This window comes from Adonisia turfae CCMR0081, from assembly GCF_011009555.1.
In the GTDB taxonomy this organism is placed as follows: Bacteria; Cyanobacteriota; Cyanobacteriia; order Phormidesmidales; family Phormidesmidaceae; genus Leptothoe; species Leptothoe turfae.
Map to the genome: position 1 here is coordinate 5,470,861 of NZ_QXHD01000004.1, position 22,400 is coordinate 5,493,260.

At 47.4% G+C, this 22,400-nt stretch carries 20 protein-coding genes; 8 read left to right on the plus strand and 12 right to left on the minus strand.

The features are described 5' to 3' along the window. Window positions 1–111: 111 nt before the first annotated feature. Complete coding sequence (locus DXZ20_RS27245) at window positions 112–927, minus strand: aminotransferase class IV (protein ID WP_163702231.1); 816 nt, start codon at window positions 925–927, stop codon at window positions 112–114. Window positions 928–1,035: 108 nt separating this feature from the next. Here DXZ20_RS27245 and DXZ20_RS27250 point away from each other — a divergent pair, with 108 nt between their 5' ends. Next, window positions 1,036–1,857 carry an alpha/beta fold hydrolase gene (locus DXZ20_RS27250; RefSeq protein WP_163702234.1) on the plus strand — a complete coding sequence of 274 codons (822 nt, stop codon included), beginning with the start codon at window positions 1,036–1,038 and terminating at the stop codon, window positions 1,855–1,857. Between the two features lie 65 nt (window positions 1,858–1,922). On the opposite strand, the gene cax is transcribed toward DXZ20_RS27250, so the two are convergent. Next, window positions 1,923–3,017 (minus strand): calcium/proton exchanger, encoded by a 1,095-nt coding sequence (gene cax / locus DXZ20_RS27255; RefSeq protein WP_163702236.1) that lies wholly within the window; start codon window positions 3,015–3,017, stop codon window positions 1,923–1,925. A 276-nt stretch (window positions 3,018–3,293) separates the two neighbouring features. Here cax and DXZ20_RS27260 point away from each other — a divergent pair, with 276 nt between their 5' ends. From DXZ20_RS27260 to tsaB, 3 genes are all read left to right on the plus strand, one after another. Continuing rightward, the gene (locus DXZ20_RS27260; protein WP_163702238.1) at window positions 3,294–4,286 is read left to right on the plus strand and encodes an endonuclease/exonuclease/phosphatase family protein; all 993 of its coding nucleotides are present in this window, start codon (window positions 3,294–3,296) and stop codon (window positions 4,284–4,286) included. A gap of 88 nt (window positions 4,287–4,374) precedes the next feature. Then, window positions 4,375–5,085, plus strand: a complete 711-nt coding sequence (locus tag DXZ20_RS27265) for a hypothetical protein (RefSeq protein ID WP_163702240.1) — start codon at window positions 4,375–4,377, stop codon at window positions 5,083–5,085. A 75-nt stretch (window positions 5,086–5,160) separates the two neighbouring features. Next, a complete protein-coding gene (tsaB, locus tag DXZ20_RS27270) occupies window positions 5,161–5,817 on the plus strand; it encodes a tRNA (adenosine(37)-N6)-threonylcarbamoyltransferase complex dimerization subunit type 1 TsaB (protein ID WP_163660501.1) in 657 nt (218 codons plus the stop codon). A gap of 14 nt (window positions 5,818–5,831) precedes the next feature. On the opposite strand, the gene DXZ20_RS27275 is transcribed toward tsaB, so the two are convergent. Both DXZ20_RS27275 and DXZ20_RS27280 read right to left on the minus strand, forming a co-directional pair. Next, entirely contained in the window at window positions 5,832–6,167 is a 336-nt protein-coding gene (locus DXZ20_RS27275; protein ID WP_163660499.1) for a hypothetical protein, read from the minus strand. 185 nt (window positions 6,168–6,352) lie between these two features. Continuing rightward, entirely contained in the window at window positions 6,353–6,943 is a 591-nt protein-coding gene (locus DXZ20_RS27280) for a L,D-transpeptidase (protein WP_163660497.1), read from the minus strand. 239 nt (window positions 6,944–7,182) lie between these two features. Between DXZ20_RS27280 and lipA the strand changes: the two genes are divergently transcribed. Continuing rightward, window positions 7,183–8,091, plus strand: a complete 909-nt coding sequence (gene lipA, locus DXZ20_RS27285) for a lipoyl synthase (protein WP_163660495.1) — start codon at window positions 7,183–7,185, stop codon at window positions 8,089–8,091. Here lipA and mdh read toward each other — a convergent pair whose 3' ends face one another. The 7 genes from mdh to DXZ20_RS27320 form a co-directional block, all read right to left on the minus strand. Further along, window positions 8,092–9,084, minus strand: a complete 993-nt coding sequence (gene mdh, locus DXZ20_RS27290; RefSeq protein WP_163660493.1) for a malate dehydrogenase — start codon at window positions 9,082–9,084, stop codon at window positions 8,092–8,094. It lies immediately after the preceding gene. 163 nt (window positions 9,085–9,247) lie between these two features. Further along, on the minus strand, window positions 9,248–9,463 hold the full coding sequence (locus tag DXZ20_RS27295) for an NAD(P)H-quinone oxidoreductase subunit O (RefSeq protein ID WP_006518068.1): 216 nt from the start codon (window positions 9,461–9,463) through the stop codon (window positions 9,248–9,250). Window positions 9,464–9,552: 89 nt separating this feature from the next. Next, complete coding sequence (locus DXZ20_RS27300; RefSeq protein ID WP_163702241.1) at window positions 9,553–10,398, minus strand: DNA-formamidopyrimidine glycosylase; 846 nt, start codon at window positions 10,396–10,398, stop codon at window positions 9,553–9,555. A 56-nt stretch (window positions 10,399–10,454) separates the two neighbouring features. Further along, the gene (locus DXZ20_RS27305) at window positions 10,455–10,643 is read right to left on the minus strand and encodes a photosystem I reaction center subunit IV (RefSeq protein WP_006518066.1); all 189 of its coding nucleotides are present in this window, start codon (window positions 10,641–10,643) and stop codon (window positions 10,455–10,457) included. A 279-nt stretch (window positions 10,644–10,922) separates the two neighbouring features. Beyond that, entirely contained in the window at window positions 10,923–11,756 is an 834-nt protein-coding gene (locus DXZ20_RS27310) for a hypothetical protein (RefSeq protein WP_163660490.1), read from the minus strand. A 65-nt stretch (window positions 11,757–11,821) separates the two neighbouring features. Next, on the minus strand, window positions 11,822–12,616 hold the full coding sequence (locus DXZ20_RS27315; RefSeq protein ID WP_006518064.1) for an RNA polymerase sigma factor SigF: 795 nt from the start codon (window positions 12,614–12,616) through the stop codon (window positions 11,822–11,824). 428 nt (window positions 12,617–13,044) lie between these two features. Continuing rightward, entirely contained in the window at window positions 13,045–13,872 is an 828-nt protein-coding gene (locus tag DXZ20_RS27320) for a photosystem II manganese-stabilizing polypeptide (RefSeq protein ID WP_163660488.1), read from the minus strand. 331 nt (window positions 13,873–14,203) lie between these two features. On the opposite strand from DXZ20_RS27320, the gene DXZ20_RS27325 reads away from it, so the two are divergent. Continuing rightward, entirely contained in the window at window positions 14,204–14,524 is a 321-nt protein-coding gene (locus DXZ20_RS27325; protein ID WP_163702243.1) for a hypothetical protein, read from the plus strand. A 258-nt stretch (window positions 14,525–14,782) separates the two neighbouring features. Continuing rightward, window positions 14,783–16,201 carry a family 10 glycosylhydrolase gene (locus DXZ20_RS27330; RefSeq protein WP_163703633.1) on the plus strand — a complete coding sequence of 473 codons (1,419 nt, stop codon included), beginning with the start codon at window positions 14,783–14,785 and terminating at the stop codon, window positions 16,199–16,201. 528 nt (window positions 16,202–16,729) lie between these two features. On the opposite strand, the gene DXZ20_RS27335 is transcribed toward DXZ20_RS27330, so the two are convergent. Beyond that, window positions 16,730–20,725, minus strand: coding sequence for a magnesium chelatase subunit H (locus DXZ20_RS27335; RefSeq protein ID WP_163702245.1), 3,996 nt, complete (start codon window positions 20,723–20,725; stop codon window positions 16,730–16,732). A gap of 519 nt (window positions 20,726–21,244) precedes the next feature. Between DXZ20_RS27335 and DXZ20_RS27340 the strand changes: the two genes are divergently transcribed. Continuing rightward, window positions 21,245–22,162 (plus strand): NAD-dependent epimerase/dehydratase family protein, encoded by a 918-nt coding sequence (locus DXZ20_RS27340; protein WP_163660480.1) that lies wholly within the window; start codon window positions 21,245–21,247, stop codon window positions 22,160–22,162. The last annotated feature ends 238 nt before the right edge of the window (window positions 22,163–22,400 follow it).

Here is a 22,400-nt window from a genome sequence, read left to right on the forward strand (position 1 = left end):
AAGCCTCCTAAAGTTTTTAATTGTCAGCGATTTCAGCGAGCTCGCCTATGCTGATCTGAGATTTATTAACTTATGTTAACGCATTTCAGGATTCTGCATAGCCTACTCCGCTCAGCAGTTGTGCTCGCACATCGAAGGCCTGTAAAACATTTGTTTGAGGGCTGTTAGACCTTCGTGGGTAGAACTATAGTTTAGTTTAATATTCCCAGACAGAACTGTGTGGATCGGTAAAAGCTCTACCACACAATTGCTGTAGGCTAAACATTCAAACTGGTTCACTCTACTTCCGGTCCAAGGGATGTGGGAAATGACCTGATTCTTTAAAGCTTTAATCAATCGGGCTCGGCTAATGCCTGGCAGTAGGCCGGAGTTCAGGGGCGGCGTGTACCATTTGCCATTGCTGTATCCCCATAAGTTACCTGTGCTGGTTTCCAGCCATTCTCCAGTGGGTGCAATCAAAATGGCATCGCGAGCTCCATGGCCCTTGGCGGCTTGCATCGCCAACCAGCAAGGTAGATAATTGCTGGTTTTGTGTCCTGGCAAACTGCGCTGATATTTAGGCTCTGCGGCAATCCAGGCCGTTACTCCTTCTTGCTGTTGCTGTTCTAGATTGAGCGGGAGGTGGCGACCTGTGATCAGTTCACGGCCATCGGCAAGAATAGTCAGTCTTAGCACTGGATAGTCTGTGAGCAATGCTTGACAGCCTGTAGTGGTGCGTTGCCAGTCTGGTTGGGGCCAGGTAAAGAAATGGAGTGATTGGGCGATGCGATCACAATGCCAATCCCATGCTGTCAACGGATGCGTCAAGCTATTCTCATAAATCCGCATCGTCGTAAATACGCTGGCTCCATACGCCAACGCCGGATCGCTAACCATAATCTTTATCTGGTCATCCTTATATAGCTGACCTGCAAACCAATAAGTCATCTGTTAGGCTTCTCAGAAAACTCAGGAGCAAATTAGAATCCTCTGAAATTCGCTCCAAAGCGTGTTCCGATCTTAGAAGATGAAAACGATAGCCACAGGGGATAACGGGTGCAAAAATCAACGGTTCAGCTCGGTCAATATGAAGCAGCTTACATAGAGTATGGTGTCCAGGATAATCCGGTGTTGCTATTTCTCCATGGTTTTCTTGGCGAAAGTAGCCTGTGGCGTTTGCTCATGGAGCGGTTGGCTGACCGCTATCGCTGTATTGCGCTGGATCTACTTGGCTTTGGTCGTTCTTCTAAACCCAAGCTTAAGTACACCATTTGGCATCAAACGGCGTTTGTGAGTGAGTTTATTGCTGCCTTAAAGCTCACCAATGTCACCCTCATTGGCCATTCCTATGGGGGGTGGACCAGTTCTGCCTTGGCGATTGAGCAGGCCGACACTAATGCATCTTTGCTGGAGTATCTTATTCTGATTGCTCCGGCTGGCATTCGCGATGACAGTTTTGTCGGTCGCTACAATTATATGCGTCCGATTTTGTGGGAAACACCCGTGGTGGATTGGGTGCTTACTGGTCTGAAACCCCTTGCCAAAGTTCTCGGGCAGCAAAAGACCTATGACCAGGTAGCCATGGCTCGGCGCGAATTTGGCAAACAGCCTGTCGCTAAGTCCTTTATCGTTGACCGTCTACGACCGGAGGATGCCATTGATACCGTAGAAAAAGGCATTCATAAGATTGCTGTGCCGACCTTAGTCATTGCTGGTGCCCAGGATACGACGATCCCCCTATGGCATTGTGAAACCTACGGTCATGGAGTGCCGGGTGCCGAATTTGAGGTATTACCCGAGGCCGATCATGATTTGATTCGGACGGATTGTGATCAAATTTCTAATCTGATCGCATTATTTTTAACCCCATCGTTGTAGAGACGTTCCATGGAACGTTTCTACAACGATGAATGGTCCCCAACGGGCCTACGATGAATAGCCATTTAACCAATTCCTTCAATCATGGGATGGAAAAAGAACGCAAGACCAATGATGGTGTAAGTTGCCAGCAACAACGTCCCCTCTAACCAGTTAGAACTCCCATCACTGCTAATAGAGTTAGCAATCAAAATTGATACAGCTACGGCGATCAGTTGGAAATTATTAAAGTCCAGATCCATCGGCTGACCCATAAGCCATCCAGCAATGACCAGCACTGGAGCTACAAATAGAGCGATCTGCATACTGGACCCCACGGCCACCGACAGCGATAAATCCATCTTATTTTTCAAAGCGACAGTCACAGCAGTGGCATGCTCGGCCGCATTGCCAATGATGGGCAGCAAAATGACGCCTGTAAAGAGTTCGGACAAGCCTAGTTGTTTAGTGGCAACCTCTAGGGAGCCTACTAACCACTCGGACTCTATAGCGACTACCAAGGTGGCGGCCAACAGCACCCCAATCCAAAGCGGGAGGTTCGGCGCTTCGTGATGCTCTTCTTCCGCTCCTTCCTCTTCCGCTGTGCCCACATCATAGAGATAGGCGTGGGTTTTCATGGAAAACAGCAGCGTGAGGCCATAAACCAGAATCAACACAATAGCTACGGCAACAGAGAGACGCTGTAGCGTTGGCTCCGTGATGGAGGGTGAGGTAAAGTCCACTGCTGTCGGCAATAAAATTGCGATTACCGCTAAATTCATCGACGATGCGTTCATGCGGGCAATTACTGGCTGGAAGTCCTGTTCCTTAAACTTGATGCCTCCCAGCAGCATCGATAGTCCCATCACCAGCAGCAGGTTACCGATAATTGAGCCGGTAATACTAGATTTAACGACGTTAATTAACCCGGCGTTGAGCGCAATCAGGGCAATAATCAGCTCTGTTGCATTCCCAAAGGTGGCATTGAGTAAACCACCCAGGGAAGGCCCCACAACCACAGCGATTTCCTCAGTAGCTTGGCCCATCCAGCCCGCTAACGGAATGATGGCAATCGCCGCTGTGACAAAAACTGCCAGTTCACCCCAGCCAAGGAAATGGGCAGATGCGGAAATAGGAACAAATATAAGTAGACCGAAGAAAATTAAATTTTTGATTGACATGGAGGCTTTAACACATCGTTTAGGTCGAGGATTGAATTGAGGGACGCGTTCAATTGGAGAAATGCTCAAATTTAGGCATTTCTCTAAAGGAACTGAACTGTTGCTCTAATCCTAGATATTTCAGCACCATCAGATTACCCAAAGGAGTGACAAGTGAGGGAATAATTCCAACTATTCTTGGAATGAACTTTACGAGTTGTGCAGGTATCTGAAGACCTGCATCATTACGGCATTAGATTGAGTACTGGTGTTGAGTACTAATCTAATGAGGGTGCCATGGTGTGGAAGTGGAAGCTGATTCTGGCAATTTTGGGTTCGTTGGCACTGGTCTTGGTCGTGTTCTATTGTTGGGCCACCTCTGGTAGCTATCCTCGCGATAAATATACAGAAATCCTCACCTATGACGTTGAGGCTGCTGCTGCCAAAGAAAACACATTGTCCCTGGTGTCTTACAACATTGGTTATTTGTCGGGCTTGACGAATCAAGAGGCGGTGGAACGGCCTAAGAGTCTATTTGATGGGCACTTAGAGAGTGCGATCTCCACACTTCGCTCCCTAAATCCTGACATCATCGCTTTCCAAGAAATTGATATCGCCTCTAAACGCTCCTACAACGTTAATCAGCTGGATGCCCTTGCTAACGCCCTGGGGTTGGCTAATGCCGGTCTGGCCATTAACTGGAATAAAAACTATGTACCTTTTCCCTATTGGCCCATATCAGCCCACTTCGGCAAAATCGTCTCAGGTCAGGCTGTATTGAGTCGCTACCCGATTGTGGAAAATAATCGGATTGTGCTCGAAAAAGTAGCCAGTCGTCCGTTTTTCTACAATGCTGTCTATTTGGATCGCTTAGCTCAGGTTACCCAAGTCGACATTAATGGTCGTGCTCTGATTGTCATTAATGTGCACCTGGAAGCGTTTGATAACCCGACCCGATTTAATCAAACCCATGCCGTACGACAAATGGCTGAAACCTATGCCAAGGAGTATCCTGTGTTGCTAGTAGGTGACTTTAACAGTGCGGTCAATCGACCTGAGGAAGGGGAGCGGTCGATTGAGGTGTTGGCAGAGTCTGGTGCATTTTCATCGGCGCTTCCTCGAGAGCAATGGCCTGACCAACCGACCTTCCCATCTGAACCACCTGAACATAAGCTGGATTATTTGTTCTATACCCCAGAATCGATTGAGCTGACGGCAACCCGTGTGATACCAGAAGTGGGAACGGCTTCGGATCACTTGCCATTGATGATGACGTTTACGCTGAAATAATCTGAGACGATATGGAAACTCCTGAGTTACTTCAGAAAGACAGGAGCCTCTGCTAAAACCATTTCTATTCAGACGCACATCACATCCTATGGAGCAACTGAAGTATTTCCTTGGGCCTTTTGAACTATTTGCTTCAATTATTGGGGGCTCGCCATTTATTGTGGCAGGATTTTTGCTTTATAACCCAGTGGAAAGTTTGGCGGATTTGGCTCCGGTGATTCAGAGCAGTGGGACACTGGCGATCTCACTCACATTCTTATTTTTGAGCTATATCATTGGTGGGACTGTACAAACATTGAGCTGGCGATATTTTCTGCTGCTATGCCATGTGTTTAAACAGGAATATCTGTATATGGATAGTCAGCTAAGGGAGCGAGATAAAAAACTGAAACAGGCTGAGCTAGGGAATACATCGTCACTAGACTTTGAAGATCGCTTAGTACTTCAGCTACAGCAAAAAATAGGCCTCCCTAAAAAGATGCGCTGGATCAATGCTCGACTTAAAGCCTATCTGCGTGAAAACAATAGCCCTTCGGTTACGGCTGCAGAAATGCACACAGCTTCCCACATCATGTACCGTAATCTTTCTCTGGGATGTTTGATTCTAGGGTTTGTGAGTTTAATCAATACATTTCGTGTAAGCTCTCTAGAGCTGCTAATCGTTGCTCCATTTTTTGGCTATGTGGCCTATCTGATGTTTCGCCGTTCCGTCAGTTTCAAAAAGTGGCAAAATCGTGAACTCTTATTAGGCTTTTATTTTGCAGTTACTAAAGAAATTGTTCCTAGAGAAAGCGATTAGCATACGTCATGCTGCCGATGCCCACTTCTGAGACAACGGTTCCCTCAAGACGATTTGTAGAAAATTTCGAAAGACATGTTAGGTCTGGCACTTCATACCTCTACCCCTGAACTGGGTTTAGCCATCAGTGATTTTGAAACGATCCATCGTCAGCAAACTTGGCAGCTAGGTCGTGACTTATCCAGCCAACTTCATGCGTTACTTCAAGGGTTTTTGCCCCCCCAGCGCTGGCAAGAGCTGACGTTTATTGCTGTATGCATTGGACCTGGTGGTTTTACGGGTACCCGGATTGGTGTGGCAACTGCCCGAACGTTGGCACAGCAGTTAGATATTCCCCTATTGGGTATTTCTGCTTTGGCTGCTGTTGCCCACCATCGAGTCACCGCGTCGGGCCCACCCTCGGAGTCCATAGTGGAAACTCACAAAACAGCTACTGATCTGGCTATTACGATGCCTGCTAAACGAGGGGCTGTGTATGGTGCGGTTTACCACTGGACTGGAGAAAGTCTGACCTTAAAGCTAGAAGATACGGTGCTGAGCGCAAGTGATTGGAACCTGAAGCAATCCCACTGGTCTCAACCCCTGGTAAAAATAGTCCTAGATTCAGGTGTTGGCCTGGCCGAAACAACCTCGTCCTTGTTACAGCTTGGCTATGAGCGTCTGCAAAGGGAGAAGATATCGGACTGGCGACAGGTCATTCCGTTTTACGGTCAACATCCAGTAACTGTTTGAAGCTGTTTGAGAGGTTAGTCTTGATTGGCTTGACCGTCGCGGCGACCCAACTCATATACGCCGCTGCCTATGCAGGTGATAATGCCAACGCTTACGGTCCAGCTACGACCCATGCTGATATCTAGTAAATAGTTGCAAAGACCGCCAGTGACGACAAACGGCACAATACTCATGACTGATGCATAGAGTTCTGCTGGCCCAGTAGAGGATGTTGTGTCAGCGGATGCTAACCAGCCCATAGCCTGTTGTTCTAGAGCCTCAACCAAACGAAGGACCAGGGGCGAAAACATCAGATAGAGGGCCAAAGCCCATAAAAAAACTCCAGAAATCCAGACTGGATCAAGAATCATTGGATAAAGAAAATTATTAACACTGAGTTCTGCGATGAACGAGGCTGTGAACTTCTAGGTTGAAAAATTGCGAAGAATCTTCAAAAATGTTCACTCTCTATAAATTAGGCTAAATGATTTGATGCGTTCTGTCGTCTTTGTTGCCTTATCTTGGACCGTTAGAGCCAGAAGTTTAGTGGGTTTATTTAGCGCTTTACTGTAACCGTAGTACCTATATCAACATAGGTATACAGGTCTTCAACATCTTCATTAAGCATACGGATACAACCATGGGAAATGGCTTCCCCAATTAAGCGTTCCTCATTGGTGCCGTGAAAACCAATTTCGCCATCCTGGGTTGATAAAAAGCCAATCCATCGAGAACCCAAGGGATTTTTCTTCCCTGCTTTGATTAACTCTCCCGTGATTGGGTGTTGCCATGTGGGGTATTTCTGTTTTTGAGTGATGCTAAAGCTGCCCTCGGGGGTTTCCCACTCTTCTTGACCAATGGCGATGAGATATTCTTTGACGACGTCACCTTTTTGGTACACATTTACTGTACGAGCATCCAGCTGCACCACAATTTCAATATCTGATTGTTTAAAGCGCCGTGCGAAGCTTGGGCGGCGACCGTTAGTTATGGAGATGCGAGTAAGGAGGTTATTGCCCTCCTGGCTTGGTCGAGCATTTGCGGCTTTCCAATCAAAAGGATCTTGCAACTCCAGTAAGGCTAGTCCAAGGGCAGAACCAACGCATAGTAAGGCAAAGCTGCGAGCTAAGGGATGAAGACCTTGCATTACAAAGGATTGGAAAACGTAGGATAGAAAACGGTATGCACTTGGAAGCGTCGTACTCCTGAATATCTTACCTATTTCACCCTATTACGGTTGTTTTACGATATCTGTTTTATGGGCTGCTCATACTTCTCAGCATACTTTTGTGCAGCCCCCATGGCTTTGTCCCTGAGTTGTTAGAATCAGTAGTATTGTCAAAAAATTATCTGACGTAGCAACTCCATTCGTAAAGGCAGGGTAGTGTGACGGTTAAACCAGACTGGCTGAGAGTTAAAGCCCCCCAATGGGAAAGGGTCGGCAATGTCAAAGGTATTTTGCAGGATCTCGCTCTCAACACGGTGTGCGAAGAAGCTTCCTGTCCCAATATTGGTGAGTGCTTCAATGCTGGAACTGCCACATTTTTAATCATGGGCCCAGCTTGCACGCGAGCCTGTCCCTATTGCGATATTGATTTTGAGAAAAAACCCCAGGCGTTAGACCCAACCGAGCCTCTGCGTTTAGGTGAGGCTGTGCGGCGGATGGGTCTGAACCATGTAGTCATCACTTCAGTAAACCGAGATGATCTACTCGATGGGGGGGCTAGTCAGTTTGTGCGCTGCATTGAAGAGACTCGAAAGCTTTCGCCCAATACCACCATTGAGGTGCTGATTCCTGACTTGTGCGGTAATTGGGATGCTTTAGAAACTATTTTGTCGGCAGCTCCTGAGGTGATGAATCACAATACGGAGACAATTCCTAGACTCTATAAGCGTGTGCGTCCCCAAGGTGACTATCAGCGCAGCTTGGAACTACTCAAACGTACCCGTGAAATTGCTCCATGGGCCTACACCAAGTCAGGAATCATGGTGGGGCTGGGGGAAACTGATGAGGAAGTCCGCCAGGTCATGGCTGGCTTACGCGCTGTAGACTGCGATATCCTTACCATTGGTCAATATTTGCAGCCTACTCAAAAGCACCTTGGTGTGCAAGATTTCATTACCCCCGAACAGTTTGATCAGTGGCGAGAGGCTGGAGAAGCGATGGGCTTTTTGCAGGTTGTATCGTCTCCTCTGACACGCAGTTCTTACCATGCGGCAGAGGTGCGACGGCTGATGGCTGAGTATCCTCGCCCTCGTCCGCAAACTGTTGAGGCCGCAATCAGAAAAAATTAATTAGCTAGTCAAGAGTGATAGTGCCTTTTGTAGTGTTTGTTGCACCGATGCTGCAGAGGTTTGTAGGGCAGCCTGCTCATCGTTGGTGAGTGAGAGTTCCATTATGGAAGCTGCCCCATTGTGGTCAAGACGACAGGGTACACCCAAATAGATATCTTTGAGCCCGTATTGCCCCTCAAGATAGGCTGAAACGGGTAGTATGGCTGACTGGTTTTGCAGAATTGCAGCCACCATTGTTGCTGTTGCGGCCGCAGGTGCGTAAAATGCTCCGCCGGTTTTGAGGTGATTCACAATTTCTGCGCCACCATGGCGGGTACGATCTACCAGTTGCTGAACTTTGTTCAGTGGCATTAGTTCAGTGAGAGGGATGCCACTGACAGTGGTGTAGCTAATTAGCGGTACCATCAGATCACCATGTCCTCCCAGTACCATGGTTGATACATCCTGAGGAGGAACCTCTAACTCCTGCGCAATAAAGGTGCGAAATCTTGCTGAATCTAGTACTCCGGCCTGTCCTATGACTTGACGGGGAGGGAGCCCACTGGTTTGCCAGGCTAGATAGGTCATTACATCTAAGGGATTAGTGACCAAGATGAAATGGGCATCGGGAGAGTGGGGCAGAGCCTGTGACATTACGTCTAGAATGATGCCGCCGTTCACCTTGAGTAGATCATCCCTGGACATGCCTGGCTTGCGTGGGAGCCCAGCGGTAATCACAATTACCTGTGAGTTGGCTGTATCTGGGTAGTCGTTGGTTCCAGTAATACTATAGCTATACCCTTCTAGGGGGCGTGCCTCAGCCATGTCGAGGGCTAATCCCTGGGGGCGACCTTCGACGATATCTAGTAGAACCACATGGCCTAAGTTTTGGGCCAGTAAACACCGGGCAAGGCTGGCACCTACATTGCCTGCGCCAATGACAGTGATTTTGGGGATTGCGATCGCAGCTTTATTAACAACTGCTTTCCGAGGAGATGGAATAGCGACTACCATAGGAACTCCCAATAGACAGCTTGAGGGCACCTCAGCTAATCAATGGCCCAGCTACCCAACGATGCGGTCCACGTAATCAACGGATGTGAACCACACTTCCATTGTGTCCGGGGCTACTTGTACTTGGGAGTATCCCATCAGGATTCTTAATACGTTGTCAGTCTTACTTAAACGCTTCCAACTGCTCTACCTGGAGCCAAATATTGGGGGTGGGTACTCGGCCAAATTTCACCAGGGCGTAATCATCGCGAATTTCTAAAATTTCACCTTGGGTTTCAAAAATATAGGGCGGAAACCGATTATCGCTAGCAGTGGCTTCTACGCTGTTCTCTAATTTCTCGCGCACGACACGCACAAAAGTACCCTTTTTAATCGCCATTACTTAGAAAAATAACTGGTCAATATATTATCGCTCCTGTGGGGGCTGTGGGGAATGGGCAATAGGCGGTGGAGAAAATAAATAGAACTCTATTTTTGGCAGTTGGGGCAGTAGTGGGCAGAGCGTCCTGCGAGTTTGATGCGTGTGATGGGCGTTGCGCAGACACGACAGGGTTCGTTTTCGCGGTCGTATACCCAGGCGACACCGCCGTAGTTGCCATTGATGCCGTGGATATCGCGAAAGTCACTAAAGGTGGTGCCACCGGCTTCAATGCTATCGATAAGAACTTTACGAATGGATGTGTGTAGGCGTTTGAGGCGAGTGGGGGAAATGCGATCGCATCTCACCTTGGGGCGAATGCCACTTAAAAACAACGCCTCATCCGCATAGATATTACCGATGCCTGCCACCATGGCCTGGTCAAGCAATGCATTTTTAACAGGTTTCTGTCTACGTCCAAACCAGGCTTGCATATAGCCTACAGAAAACTCATCGGCAAAAGGTTCTGGGCCTAACCGTTGCAACCCTGTCATGATTTGATCGGGCTGTATGTTGGGAGGTATCCACCAAAGACGACCAAAGGTGCGTTGGTCAACGTAACGCAGTTCTCGTTCATTCTCAAAAAAGAGGCGAACACGGCAGTGGGAAGACACCGGCATTGATTGTTCTACCCATAGAAGTTGGCCCGTCATGCGTAAATGACATCCTAACCAACCAGCCGGTTGTTGCTGGCGAGTTAAAACTGCCAATAAATACTTGCCGCGACGTTGCCATGCCGTAATTTCAGCCCCCAGGACAGATGGTAGAAACTCTTCAATAGAAACGGGGTGAGCAATGCTGCGGTCTAACAGCACATCGCCACCCCGAATAGGTTGATATAGAGTAACTCGACTGAGCCCTCGTCGGACAGTTTCTACCTCAGGAAGTTCTGGCAAGGATAACTAGACAAATAACTCTGCTAATTTTACCAAGCCATCTACAGTTGCTTGAGCTACTTAACTTCCTTCAGCTCAAATTCGCCAAAGTTGTTGGTATTAACTCCGGCATAGTTAATTTTGTCAAAACGAACAACAACTGGATACTTGATGCCACTTTTATCAACGGAAGCAACCGTACCAATATCTTGAAACCAATAAGACTCCTTACGCAGGATACGTACTTTAGATCCACGCTTAACCATGAATAGTCCTCTCTTGTTCAAAGACGAGTAATGAATGCGAGCAGCAAGCTACCTGTTCACCAGGGTACTACTCCTCTGAACCGAACTCACAGTCTTGCCATTTAAGAATTGTTGCATATCGAAGATTTTAGAAATAATTCTTTAGAAAAAGCCGAATAAAAAATAAACTACACCCTACACAACGAAATCAGAGCGGATACAGAAAAACCCCTAACCTTTACAGCTAGAGGGTTTTAAAAATAAGAAAATTAGATGTAGCCTTGAATGATTTGGAATGAACTAGATGCCAGCAGGACTCGGTAGAGTTGGCAAAGCACCGATTGTTGACACTGTTTCTGCGGCAGGTTCTTCTTCCACAGGGGCTTCTTCAGTTGATGTCACGAAACGCTCTACTTCGATGCCGTTTTCCACCAGGATTACACGGGGTTCAGCTGAACCTGTATCAATGCGTTTGACAACAACACTGCCTCCAGCAATTCTTTCGCCTTGTCTGACATAGCGCTCAATTTCATTAGGAGCTTTAACAATGGCGTAAGGAGACCCTCCGATTTGGATAACCCCTGATACTCGAACAGCTCTAGCTGTCGTTGGCTGTGGAATTTCGGGCAATGCCGCTATCTCAGCACGACCTGATTCAACTCGGCGTTGTTCCGCGAGGTCTGGGCGCTGCTGAGGGTTATTACTGCCAGGCCCTACTGTTCCAGGTCCTGCTGCAACTGTGCGACCAGTCTCAGTCCCAGCATTAGTCGCCGTCGTACCATCGTCTTCAGGCAAAATCGGCTCAGGAGGGATGAGGGGAATTGTTAGTTCTGCGAAGGGATCATTACGAGTGCGTTCCACTCCAATTGCTCGTTCGTTTGGATCAGTAGACTGAATCAGGTCACGAGCAACGATGGTGGGAGAATTTTCTGAGACCGCAACTACATTACCGGAATCCTCTCCCCCTGGAATATCAGGAAGCTCACCTTCTGACGTTTCTACTGGTTGAGTTGTTTGTTCCGTTGGGGTAGCTGGATCCTCAGCAACATCATCGCTGTTGCGATTAAAGAATCCACAACCGCTCAGGGAAATTGCCCCAGTTGTTATTAGCAATACCAAGAGCAGACGATGCATCTTTTCAATCCTCCAAGGACTTGTGTTCGCAAAGTATAAAGCAAGATATGCTGAATGCATAGAGCTTAGGCGAAATCTTTTTCCTCACCTTCGGCGGGAGCCATTAAATCGCGCAGTCGCTTAAGTCCGCTTTTAACTCGACGTGAAACCGTAACAGCACTAATACCTAGGCGTTCGGCTGTTTCCTTTTGAGTCAGGTCGTGTAGAAATACAAATTCTAAGACTTCTTGAGTTCTACGCTCTAGCTGAGCCAGTCCCTGTTGGAGGCGAATACGATCTTCTTGAGCCAGCTGAAAGCTGCGGTACTTTGGATCGGGTAATAAATCACTGAGTGAAGCAGAGCCACTGCCTTCATCTTGAATAGGGGCGTCTAGACTTAGCAGTGAACGATTCCGACTGGCTAATTTAACGTCTTGCCATTCCTGAACACTGATTTTCAGGTGATCGGCGATTTCCTGATCCGTGGGCTTACGGTCTAGCTTTTCTTGGAGTTGTCGAATAACTCGAGCTGATTGATGTTGTAATGACTGCCAACGTCTTGGGATGCGAACGATGGCGCTGCGATCTCGTAAATAGTGCTGAATTTCGCCACGAATGTAGGGAATAGCGAAAGAGCTGAAGGCATAGCCTTTAGACATGTCAAAACGCTCAATGGCCCTAATTAGTCCCAAGCTGCCGACCTGCATCAGGTCATCAAAGGTTTCGTTGGAGTGGTAAAGCCAATGGTGGGCTTCGCGACGCACCAGACCAAGATTCATTTTGACCAACTTGTTACGCAGCTCAGGTGAATCATTCTTTTGATAATCATTCAGCAGCTCTAAAGTCTCGCTTTTGAGTGCTTTGTTGAGTTTGGACGACATGGGAAACCCCTTTGACATGTACATGCTCAACTCTATGCCCACTGGGATAGATGCAATATTGAGCTACGAAAGACAGAAACTTAATTGAAAAACTAGAACTTAAACCATGGGTTCAATGTGGTGACTTCATAGTGAAGATCAAGGTTCAAGATCACAGTGATTCAAATCACAGCTTCAAACTGTCAAAGCCAGCCTAATTTCTGGCAGCCTGCTCAAACAAGGACGTATACACGGAAATTTAGGGTGACGGACATGCGTATGTTTAACGTCAAAGCCGTAATCTTTACGAGGCCTTCATGTATTGTGTCTGTCCTTAAAGCAAAAAAGAGAAGATAGTTCCGGAGAACTACCTTCCCTCTTCAAAATTACCTTAGTGAAAATGCCTACTGGAGTAGAGCCACCCCCACTGGGTTCTTAGCTATTAAGCGTCAAGTAGCTTCTACACGACCATAGAACAAGCCTTGTACGCGAACGTCTGACGGCTCTGCAGTTCCCATGTCAGTGTCAGAAGGTTGCTCACATTCGAACGTACCAGCAATTTCGCCAGTCACACTATCAACTTTCTCAACTTGTAGAGACATGGTGCCTTGCCCAACTTTGAAGGCTTTCATATTCTCTTTGATCAGTTCTTCTGTATCACCACCAGCTGGCAAGGCTACTGCTGTGTCGTAACCTGTGGTCAAACCACGACCTTTTGGATCTAAGAAGTTAGATGTGCGGTAGGAAGGGACACGGTAGTCACCAATAAAGTCAGTGGATGACGTAATGGCGTTTAGTCCAGCCTGTGATTGTGCCACTAGACCCTTAATAGTGAATAGAAAAGGCACTTCCTCACCACCTGGAAGTAGAACAGTCACAGCCTGAAAATCTATGCCGTCTATCTCAGTGAAAAGCAGACTGCCGTCAGGATTAAGTTCTAAAGAACCACGCACCTGGTCCAAACTAGAGGTGTAACGAGTCAAAGACTTACCAGAAATAAACTCAGCTTCCCGACGCTTGTTAGCAGGCTCTTCCTTCACAAAATAACTAGTCGGCTCTAAGCATAGACCCGCAATCTGATAAGACTTGCCACTGTCAATAGCAATCTCCCCGCGACGAACGCTAGAAATTTGAGGACAGCTGTTGGCTAAACCTGTATTTCTGATCTGATCGTAAGTTAGGGGAGTGTTGCTGTCAGCACTAGGAGCATCGCTACATGCTGTTAGTACACCCATGCAGAGTGCTAGAAATGCAACGATTAGGGCACGATACCTCATGGTAAACCTCAAACAAAAAAGATTTATGTAAGAAAATTTGTCAGTGGTTATAGAACCGACTAAGGTTTTATGACGTTGCCTATGCCTGAAGTCTTCCTTTTAAATAGAAAACCATTCATCAAGGCTTACCGAAGTCGCCCTCAGAATAGCCAACTAACCTTTCCGAAAGTATTTTACACGGACGAGTCCCCGGTGAGTTCTGAAAATTGCTAAATCTGGTGCATTGGTTAACATTGGAAGGCTGGTGATGGACCAGATGACTGGAAGAATTTGGGCTACACTATCTGCACCTTCCGGTTTCGGTGATATCAACGAAAGGCATTGTATCTAGATGGAATTGTACTCTTCTGATAACTCTAAAGCGCAAGCTGCTGATATTGATGAAATTCGACTAGCTGTCAAATTAGCAGCTCAAAAGAGGGAAAAAGATTGTGCGGCTCTCTTAGGGATTTTAAGACAATTGGAAGAGCTGCATCGTGATATCCGTGAAACGCTCTTTCAAGACTCATTGCCAACTAATCGACAACATTTGTATCATCTACTGCGAGATATTGAGCTCAATGGTGGGTGGCCCTATATTCAACGAATAAAACTCACGCAATTACTCGCAACGTTAGAGGATGAATCCACATTAGAGGCATCTGAAGATTAACTACAGAGAAACATAAACATATATAAAATCAACATTTACCAAAGAGTGATATAATCCCTCAGTTTTTAATGGTTGAATGTCTATTTCGCAGCAGCTCAAGGAGCTGATGACACAACTCAGTAGATTTTTGCAGTAGCTCTTTTTAGTTGTTCATCGTAATTGTTCATAGCTATGGTATGTCTTAGGCATTTGAGCAAGAGCCAACGTTTGTGGTGCGGTTTGTTGGTCTTGCTGGGGGGAGTTATGGTGCATCGCCCGATGCCTGGCTTCGCGCAAGCTGGTGACCTCAACCAATATTGTCAGCTATCTCAAGCTGAGGTTGATGCTAAGGAAGCTGTGAGACAACAAGCGGCCAATGGAGATGCCGTTGCGATCGCACAGTATCGCGATCTGCTCAAACGTCATTCAGATATGTTGCAAACCTGTCGGCAGCGTCAATGGCCTCGCCAGCAGGCGACCTGGATTCGTTTATACCCCTGTGATTTAAGACCCGGAGTGCTGGATGCTCTAATGGATCGAGTCATTAATTTGGGCTATACCGAGATCTATGTCGAGGTGTTTTACAACGGTCAGGTGCTGCTTCCTAAGCGGGATAATCGTACTGCCTGGCCCAGTGTTGTGCAACAGCGCGGCTATGAAAACCGTGATTTGTTAGCAGATGCGATCGCAGCAGGTCGTAAGCGAGGTCTCAAAGTACATGCCTGGATGTTCACCATGAATTTTGGTTATTCCTATGGCCAACGTCGAGATCGTCAGCAGGTACTGGCCCGTAATGGTAACGGTGAAACGACCTCAGCATTTGCCAGTCGCGGCGGTAGTAATAATCCAGAAGAAATCTTTATCGACCCCTATAACTACCAAGCCCAGAACGACTATTTGCGCATGTTGCAGGAAATATTGCAACGCAGGCCAGATGGCGTACTTTTTGACTACATTCGATATCCCCGAGGCCTTGGCAGTTACTCTGTTGCAGGTCAAGTTAGTGATCTCTGGATTTATGGCACTGCGGCCCAAAATTCCCTACTTCAGAGAGCCGTAAATAATAAAGGTAGAGAACTGATTCGACAGTTTCTCACCCGAGGATACTTAACAGAGGGCGATTTAGAACGAGTTGATAGGCAATTTCCCAATGAAGCTGAACCGCTGTGGCAAAGCCGACGACAAGCCAACAGCACGAGCGATGTGCCAGCTTCAGTCCGTCGCCCTGCCCTACAGTTAGAGCTGTGGCGTTTAAGTGTTGCCCATGCTGTGCAGGGAGTCATTGACTTTCTCACCACAGTTAGCCAACCCGTAAGACAACAAAATATTCCAACAGGTGTGGTCTTTTTCCCCACAGCCAATCAGCCTGTAGGCACTCAAGGGTATGACTCCCGCTTGCAACACTGGAATCGTTTTCCCACATCCATGAGCTGGCATCCAATGGCCTACAGTATCTGCGGTAACACCCGCTGCATTGTGCAAGAGGTGCAAATGGTACTACGGCAGAACAGTGCTAATAATGTGCGTCCTGCATTGGCGGGCGTATGGGGTAAATCAATTAATAACAGACCCTCCTTAGAAGCTCAGATGTCAGCGCTTCAGCAAGCAACCCCAAATATTAATTCAGTGAGCCATTTTGCCTATTCTTGGCAAGACCCAGAATTTGACCGAGTCAGAAAGTTTTGTGAATTGCCGTAGCTCAAATGCCTTCTTTAAAGAAGAAGCTGCGATAGCATTTCGTGAAAGTTATTGTTAAGTTTCGTTCTCTTTAAGGACGGTATATCGTCCAAAGATTGGCAAACAAAAAGTAAATAAAGGCCAAACGTGATAACTAGAGCATGCCATAAACGCTGTCTCATGATAGTTACCCTCACACATCATGGCTACTTAGCTTATGGGGGTCTCCCCAGCTCTGCGACTGGTCATGTTACGTAAATGAAAGTGTCACATCACAGAGTTGTTTACAGATGTGAATTTAGACCTTTCCTAAAGAATCTACTACCCAATCCGAATTCATTAAGCCCGATTAAAAATGGACAATCCTGTAGGGGTACTCCCTTGTGGATGTCCCTCGGTACCGGGCGTTATCAGTCAGGATTTTGTATAACACCTTTATAAAAAGCCCCCGTAGACCTAAAGAGTCTAAAGGGGCTTTTTATAGATTAATTAATAATTAAGGTTGTGTTGGGCTGATAATAATGCCTTGCTCAGAAATGCATTAATCGTTTACTCAACACCCTCAATACGGTTCTCTACTTCTTCATAGAGCTCCTGTAAACGTTCGATGTTGTTGTCGCTAGTTTCCCAATAGCCTCGACCATTGACTTCCAACAGTGTTGTTACCATGCGACGGAATGAGTTGGGATTCAAATCCATGAGTCGCTTACACATCTCCTCATCCTGGATAAATGTGGTGTTGGCATCTTCATAAACCCAGTTATCCACAGCATCAGCAGTCGCTGACCATCCCATGGTGTTCACCAAGCGGTTAGATAACTCACGCACACCTTCGTAGCCGTTGGCTAGCATGCCCTCGTACCACTTCGGATTTAGCAGTTTAGTCCGAGAGTCTAAACGAACAGTTTCCGAAAGGGTTCTGACTTGAGCATTTGCTGTAGTCGTATCTGCCACAAAGGAAGCAGGCTTTGTCCCGTCACCCCGTAGCTGACCAATCACCTTAGTGGGGTCAGAATCAAAGTAGTGGGAAACGTCAGTTAGAGAAATTTCCGAAGAATCTAGATTCTGGAAAGTAACATCAGCTGTTTTTAGGGACGCCTCAAACAAATCACGGGACTGGTCCATCACACCCGGATTGTCTGAGTTAAAAGCAAAGGACTTACGCTTGAGGTACATTTCCTGAAGCTCAGACTCCTCCTCCCAGCTACTGTTCTCAACCGCCAGGTTAACGTTAGCAGCATAGGAACCAGAAGCATTTGAGAAGATGCGAGTCGCTGCTTCTCGTACTGATAGCCCCATTTCCTCAGCCTGCTTCAAAGCATGCTTGCGAACGAAGTTCATTTCCAGAGGCTCATCGGCTTCAGCAGCCATTTTCACAGCCCGATCTAGCAGAGCCATCTGGTTGACGAACAAGTCGCGGAATACGCCAGAACAGTTAATCACCACGTCAATCCGGGGACGACCGAGCTCTTCTAGAGGAACAATCTCCAGCTTATTCACGCGGCCTAGGGCATCAGGTACTGGCTTAACCCCAACGAACCAAAGCATCTGAGCTAGGGACTCACCGTAGGTCTTAATGTTGTCAGTTCCCCAAAGAACAGAAGCAATTGTCTCAGGATACTGACCGCCATTGTCCTGGCGCTGACGCTCTAGGAGGCGATCAACCACCACCTTGGCAGACTGAACAGCTGCGGTGGTAGGAATGGACTGAGGGTCCAGGGCGTGGATGTTTTTGCCGGTAGGCAATACATCTGGGTTACGAATGGGGTCACCACCAGGTCCAGGTAGGATGTAATCTCCATCTAATGCTCTGAGTAAAGAAGACAGCTCGTTATCGGCAACAACCTGCTTCAGACAGAACTGTAGATACTCAAACAAAGGCTTAAGAGCTTCCTCGTCTACATTTTTGTAGCCAAGATTGTGAAGCGCTTCCACCCAAGGATCTTGGCGCTTGCCAAAGTTAAAGAACTTCAGCATGGTCTTCAGGGATACTCGACCCTCAGCGTCCAATTGTTCATTAACAATGGCACCAACAGCGGCACGGGTCGCTTCATTGATTTCGTACAGTAGCTGTACATCATCTAAGACGCCCAGATCGCTGTTGTTGTAGATTTCATCGATATCTCGCTCAAGACTCTCCGCAATGATGCGCTGAAGACTCTTGAACCCTTCCTCCTCACGGTCGAGACCTGCAATATTTACCAGGGTGGCTACGGCTTCCTCTGCTGTAGGGGGCTTTCCGATGACATGAAGACCACAAGGTAGCAGTCGAGATTCGATTTCCATCAGCTTGATGTAAATCTTGCCCACCAGGGTGTCGCGGTTGTCTTTACTAATTTGGCTAGCGTCTTCTACATCAGGAAGGACAACATCGCGATCTAAATTGACTTGGCGTGCCTTCTCAATGATGGCATTGACAATAGAAATCGCTCGACCGCCTTCTTTAAGCCCCTGGTACGAACCAATCAGCTCGCTTAGCTCCTTCAGTCCCTTGTACAAACCTGCATTCTCAGCAGGCGGTGTCAGGTAGCTGATGGTTTCTGCATAGCCACGCCGCTTAGCAATGGTGGCCTCAGAGGGATTGTTGGCAGCGTAGTAGTAGAGGTTTGGAGTACTGCCGATGAGGTTGTCGGGGTAGCACTGCCCTGACATACCCATTTGCTTGCCAGGCATAAACTCCAGGGAGCCATGGGTACCAAAATGCAGAACTGCATCTGCCTTCCAAATCTTTTCGATAAAGGTGTAGTAAGCGGCAAAGCCATGGTGGGGGCTAGCGGACCGTGAGAACAGCAACCGCATGGGGTCACCTTCGTAACCAAAGGTGGGTTGTACACCGATAAACAAGTTTCCGAAGGTCTTACCGTATACCAACAGATTCTGGCCGTCAGTATTGAGGGTGCCTGGCGGTGGTCCCCAGTTCTCTTCTAAGCGCTCTGAGTAAGGAGTCAGTTTTTCGTACTCAGCCACTGACATGCGGTAAGCAACATTGAGTTCAGGGCTATTGTATTGAGCCTGGGCATCATTGATAACTTCCAGCATCAAAGCTTCTGCCGACTCAGGCATGCCTTCGATGGTGTAGCCCTGCTCTTTCATTTCGACCATGGCTTCATAGATGGAGCCAAAGACGTTTAGATAGGCAGCAGTACCGACGTTACCCTTGTCGGGGGGGAAACTAAAGACGGTAATGGCTAGCTTTTTATTGGCACGTTTGACACGACGTAGGTTGGCCCATTTCAGAGCACGCTGGGAAATAATTTCTACCCGATCTTGCAGAGTAATAGCACGACCGGTCATGCCATCACGGCCAGAAACCACAATCGGATCAATGGCACCATCTAACTCAGGAATCGCCATCTGTAGAGCTACCTGAATGGGGTGTAGACCTAGATCGCTACCTTCCCACTCTTCAGTGGTTTGAAAGACTAGGGGAAGAGCCACCATATAGGGGCGATTCAGCTTCTGGAGTGACTCAATCGCCTTGGGATGATCTTGACGAGCAGGACCACCTACCAGGGCAAAACCAGTTAGAGAAATAACGGAATCAACCAGGGGCTCTTGAGTAACAGGCTCGTAGAAGAACTGCTCCACAGGTTTAGAGAAGTCCAGTCCGCCAGCAAAGACGGGGATCACTCGAGCGCCTAGGTACTCCAGCTCCTGCACCATGGATACATAGTGTGCTTCATCACCGGTAACTAGGTGGGTGCGCTGTAGAACAATACCAACGCAGGGAGCTTGGTCCCGTTTATGGGACGCAGGTAAATCCTGGCGGAAGCTATACCAGTTAAGGTATTCCTTGACATCTTCATACATGCAAGGAGCAAGGGGGTGCCAGATGCCAGTATCGGGATAAGTGACAGGCTCGTTGTACTCCATATTTTGAGGAGCACCTTCGATTTGCTTATCGCCGAACATGTAGCGATCGGCCAACATGAGCATGAAGTTCTCCAGGTTCTCAGGAGAACCGCCCAGCCAGTACTGGAAGCTGAGCATGAAGTTACGGGCATCTTGAGCTTTGTCTACGGGGAGATACTTGAGCACCTTGGGCAGAGTGCGCAAAAGCTTGAGCATGGCATCTTCAAAGCTGCCACCCTGCTTTTGGCGACGCTTTTTCATGAATTCGCCAATGGCACTCTTGGACTGACCCAACTGAGCCATGGAGAAGCTGCCCATTTTGTTGAGGCGCATCACCTGGGGCATGGATGGGAAAACCACGGCCACGTCAAGATTGTCACGGTGAGGCTTAACAGCAGCGGCAACTTTCTCGGCCAGTTCCTCAATAAAGATTAGGGAAGCAACAAAGACGTTGGCTTCAGAAACATCCTTCTTAAATGCTTCGTAATTGTTACTATCGCGAAGTTCCTCAATTAGATAACCGCTAACTTCTACTGCTATGTGGGGATTATTAGCGTTGATGGATTTAACAGCTGCTGACAGAGCGCTTTGATACTGTGGCTCTAAGACGACGTAGACCACTTTCATCAAGGACCGTTCGCCAAGGTTCTCGGGTGAGATATGTCTCACAGTGGGCTTGACGTTGGTGAACATGCAGTTTACTCCTTCCTCTGTGTGTGCTCGCTTGCAATGGGGGGTGATGACTGCCGCCTAGCATTTGAAACCCAGGAAAACCTAGGGCATTGCTACCGGTTGGACTGATTAGGAAATCGAAATTGACCCAGTAATCACAAAAACGTTTGAAACACGCTTTACAAAAGTGCATTGATTACTGTATTGAGAAACATTCCATAACATCTGAATAGGTTTTTAAACCTATTGTGTTTGTATCAGAAAATCCCTGCTGACTAGGGATACAGCCATAGATGCGATACAAAATGACATATTGACTCTCACTTTATGTAACGAATTCGTTACATAAAGTGAGAGTGTTACTAATTCTTATACTTCAAATAAAGCAAAAAGATAATGATTGACAAAAGTCATATTTTGTAGGTTTTGGCTATTCTTTTGGATTTGTCTCGTTTTCTTGGGCTCACGTTTTTACTGCAGCAATCTTCCATAAGATTTGATGTGTAAGAGATGTTCGCCGTTTGTTTTTTGGGGTTGACTATGCGGATTTTGGTGATGGGTGGGACGCGATTTATTGGGGTGTATCTGACCCGATTGCTATTGGCGGCAGGTCATAGGGTGACGTTGCTGAATCGCGGAAATCGTCCTGCACCTGATGGTGTGGAGGTGGTGAGGTGCGATCGCAAATCCCCCGAAGATCTCAAAGCCGCCCTCGCTGGCAAAACTTTTGATGCCATTTACGACAACAATGGTCGTGAGCTTGGCGATACCCAGCCCCTAGTCGAGTTATTTGGTGGCACAGTACAGCAGTTTATCTATGTCAGCTCAGCCGGTGTGTATCTCAAAAGCGAGCAGATGCCCCATGTCGAAGGCGACCCTGTGGACCCTAACAGTCGGCACAAAGGTAAACACCACACCGAAGACTATTTAATCGAGCAGGGAGTCCCCTTTACCGCTATTCGCCCTGTCTACATCTATGGTCCTCAGAACTATAATCCTCTAGAAAAATGGTTCTTTGACCGCATTAGTCATGATAGACCACTGCCCATTCCCGGCAATGGCAAAGCCATTACTCAGCTAGGACATTGTGAAGACTTAGCCCAAGCCATGGTTTCTGTGCTCGGTAATCCCAAAGCGATTGGGCAGGTCTACAATATCTCAGGTGAGCGCTACGTTACCTTTGATGGTCTTGCCCATGCCTGTGCTGAGGCCATGGGTAAACCTGTGCCAGATATTCGCCACTACGAGCCAAATCAGTTTGACTTTGGTAAGCGCAAAGCATTTCCCATGAGAGTTCAGCATTTCTTTACGTCCATTGGTAAAGCTCAAAGCGATCTAGGTTGGACGCCAAAATATAGCCTGGTCCATGGCCTTAAGGATTCCTATCAAAATGATTACTGCCGGTCAGAGCAGGCTGTGGACTTTGAATTAGACGATCAGATTTTGACATCTGTCTAGTTTTAGGCTGCCAACCCGCCCCATAACCGAAATCCAGGTTCGGTAACCCCCCCTTCAGAGAATTGCTCTGGATTAGCACTATAGTAATGAGCTTTTAAGAAACCAATTTTGAGGTTCACATTAAAAGCGGTGCTATTGCTGATTAGCTGGATGTGCCGATCCGAAGTTAATTCTGTCGGTCAGGGTTTCCCAAATTAAATCCTTCCGAGGATCAGCAATGCCGAAGATATGATTCGCC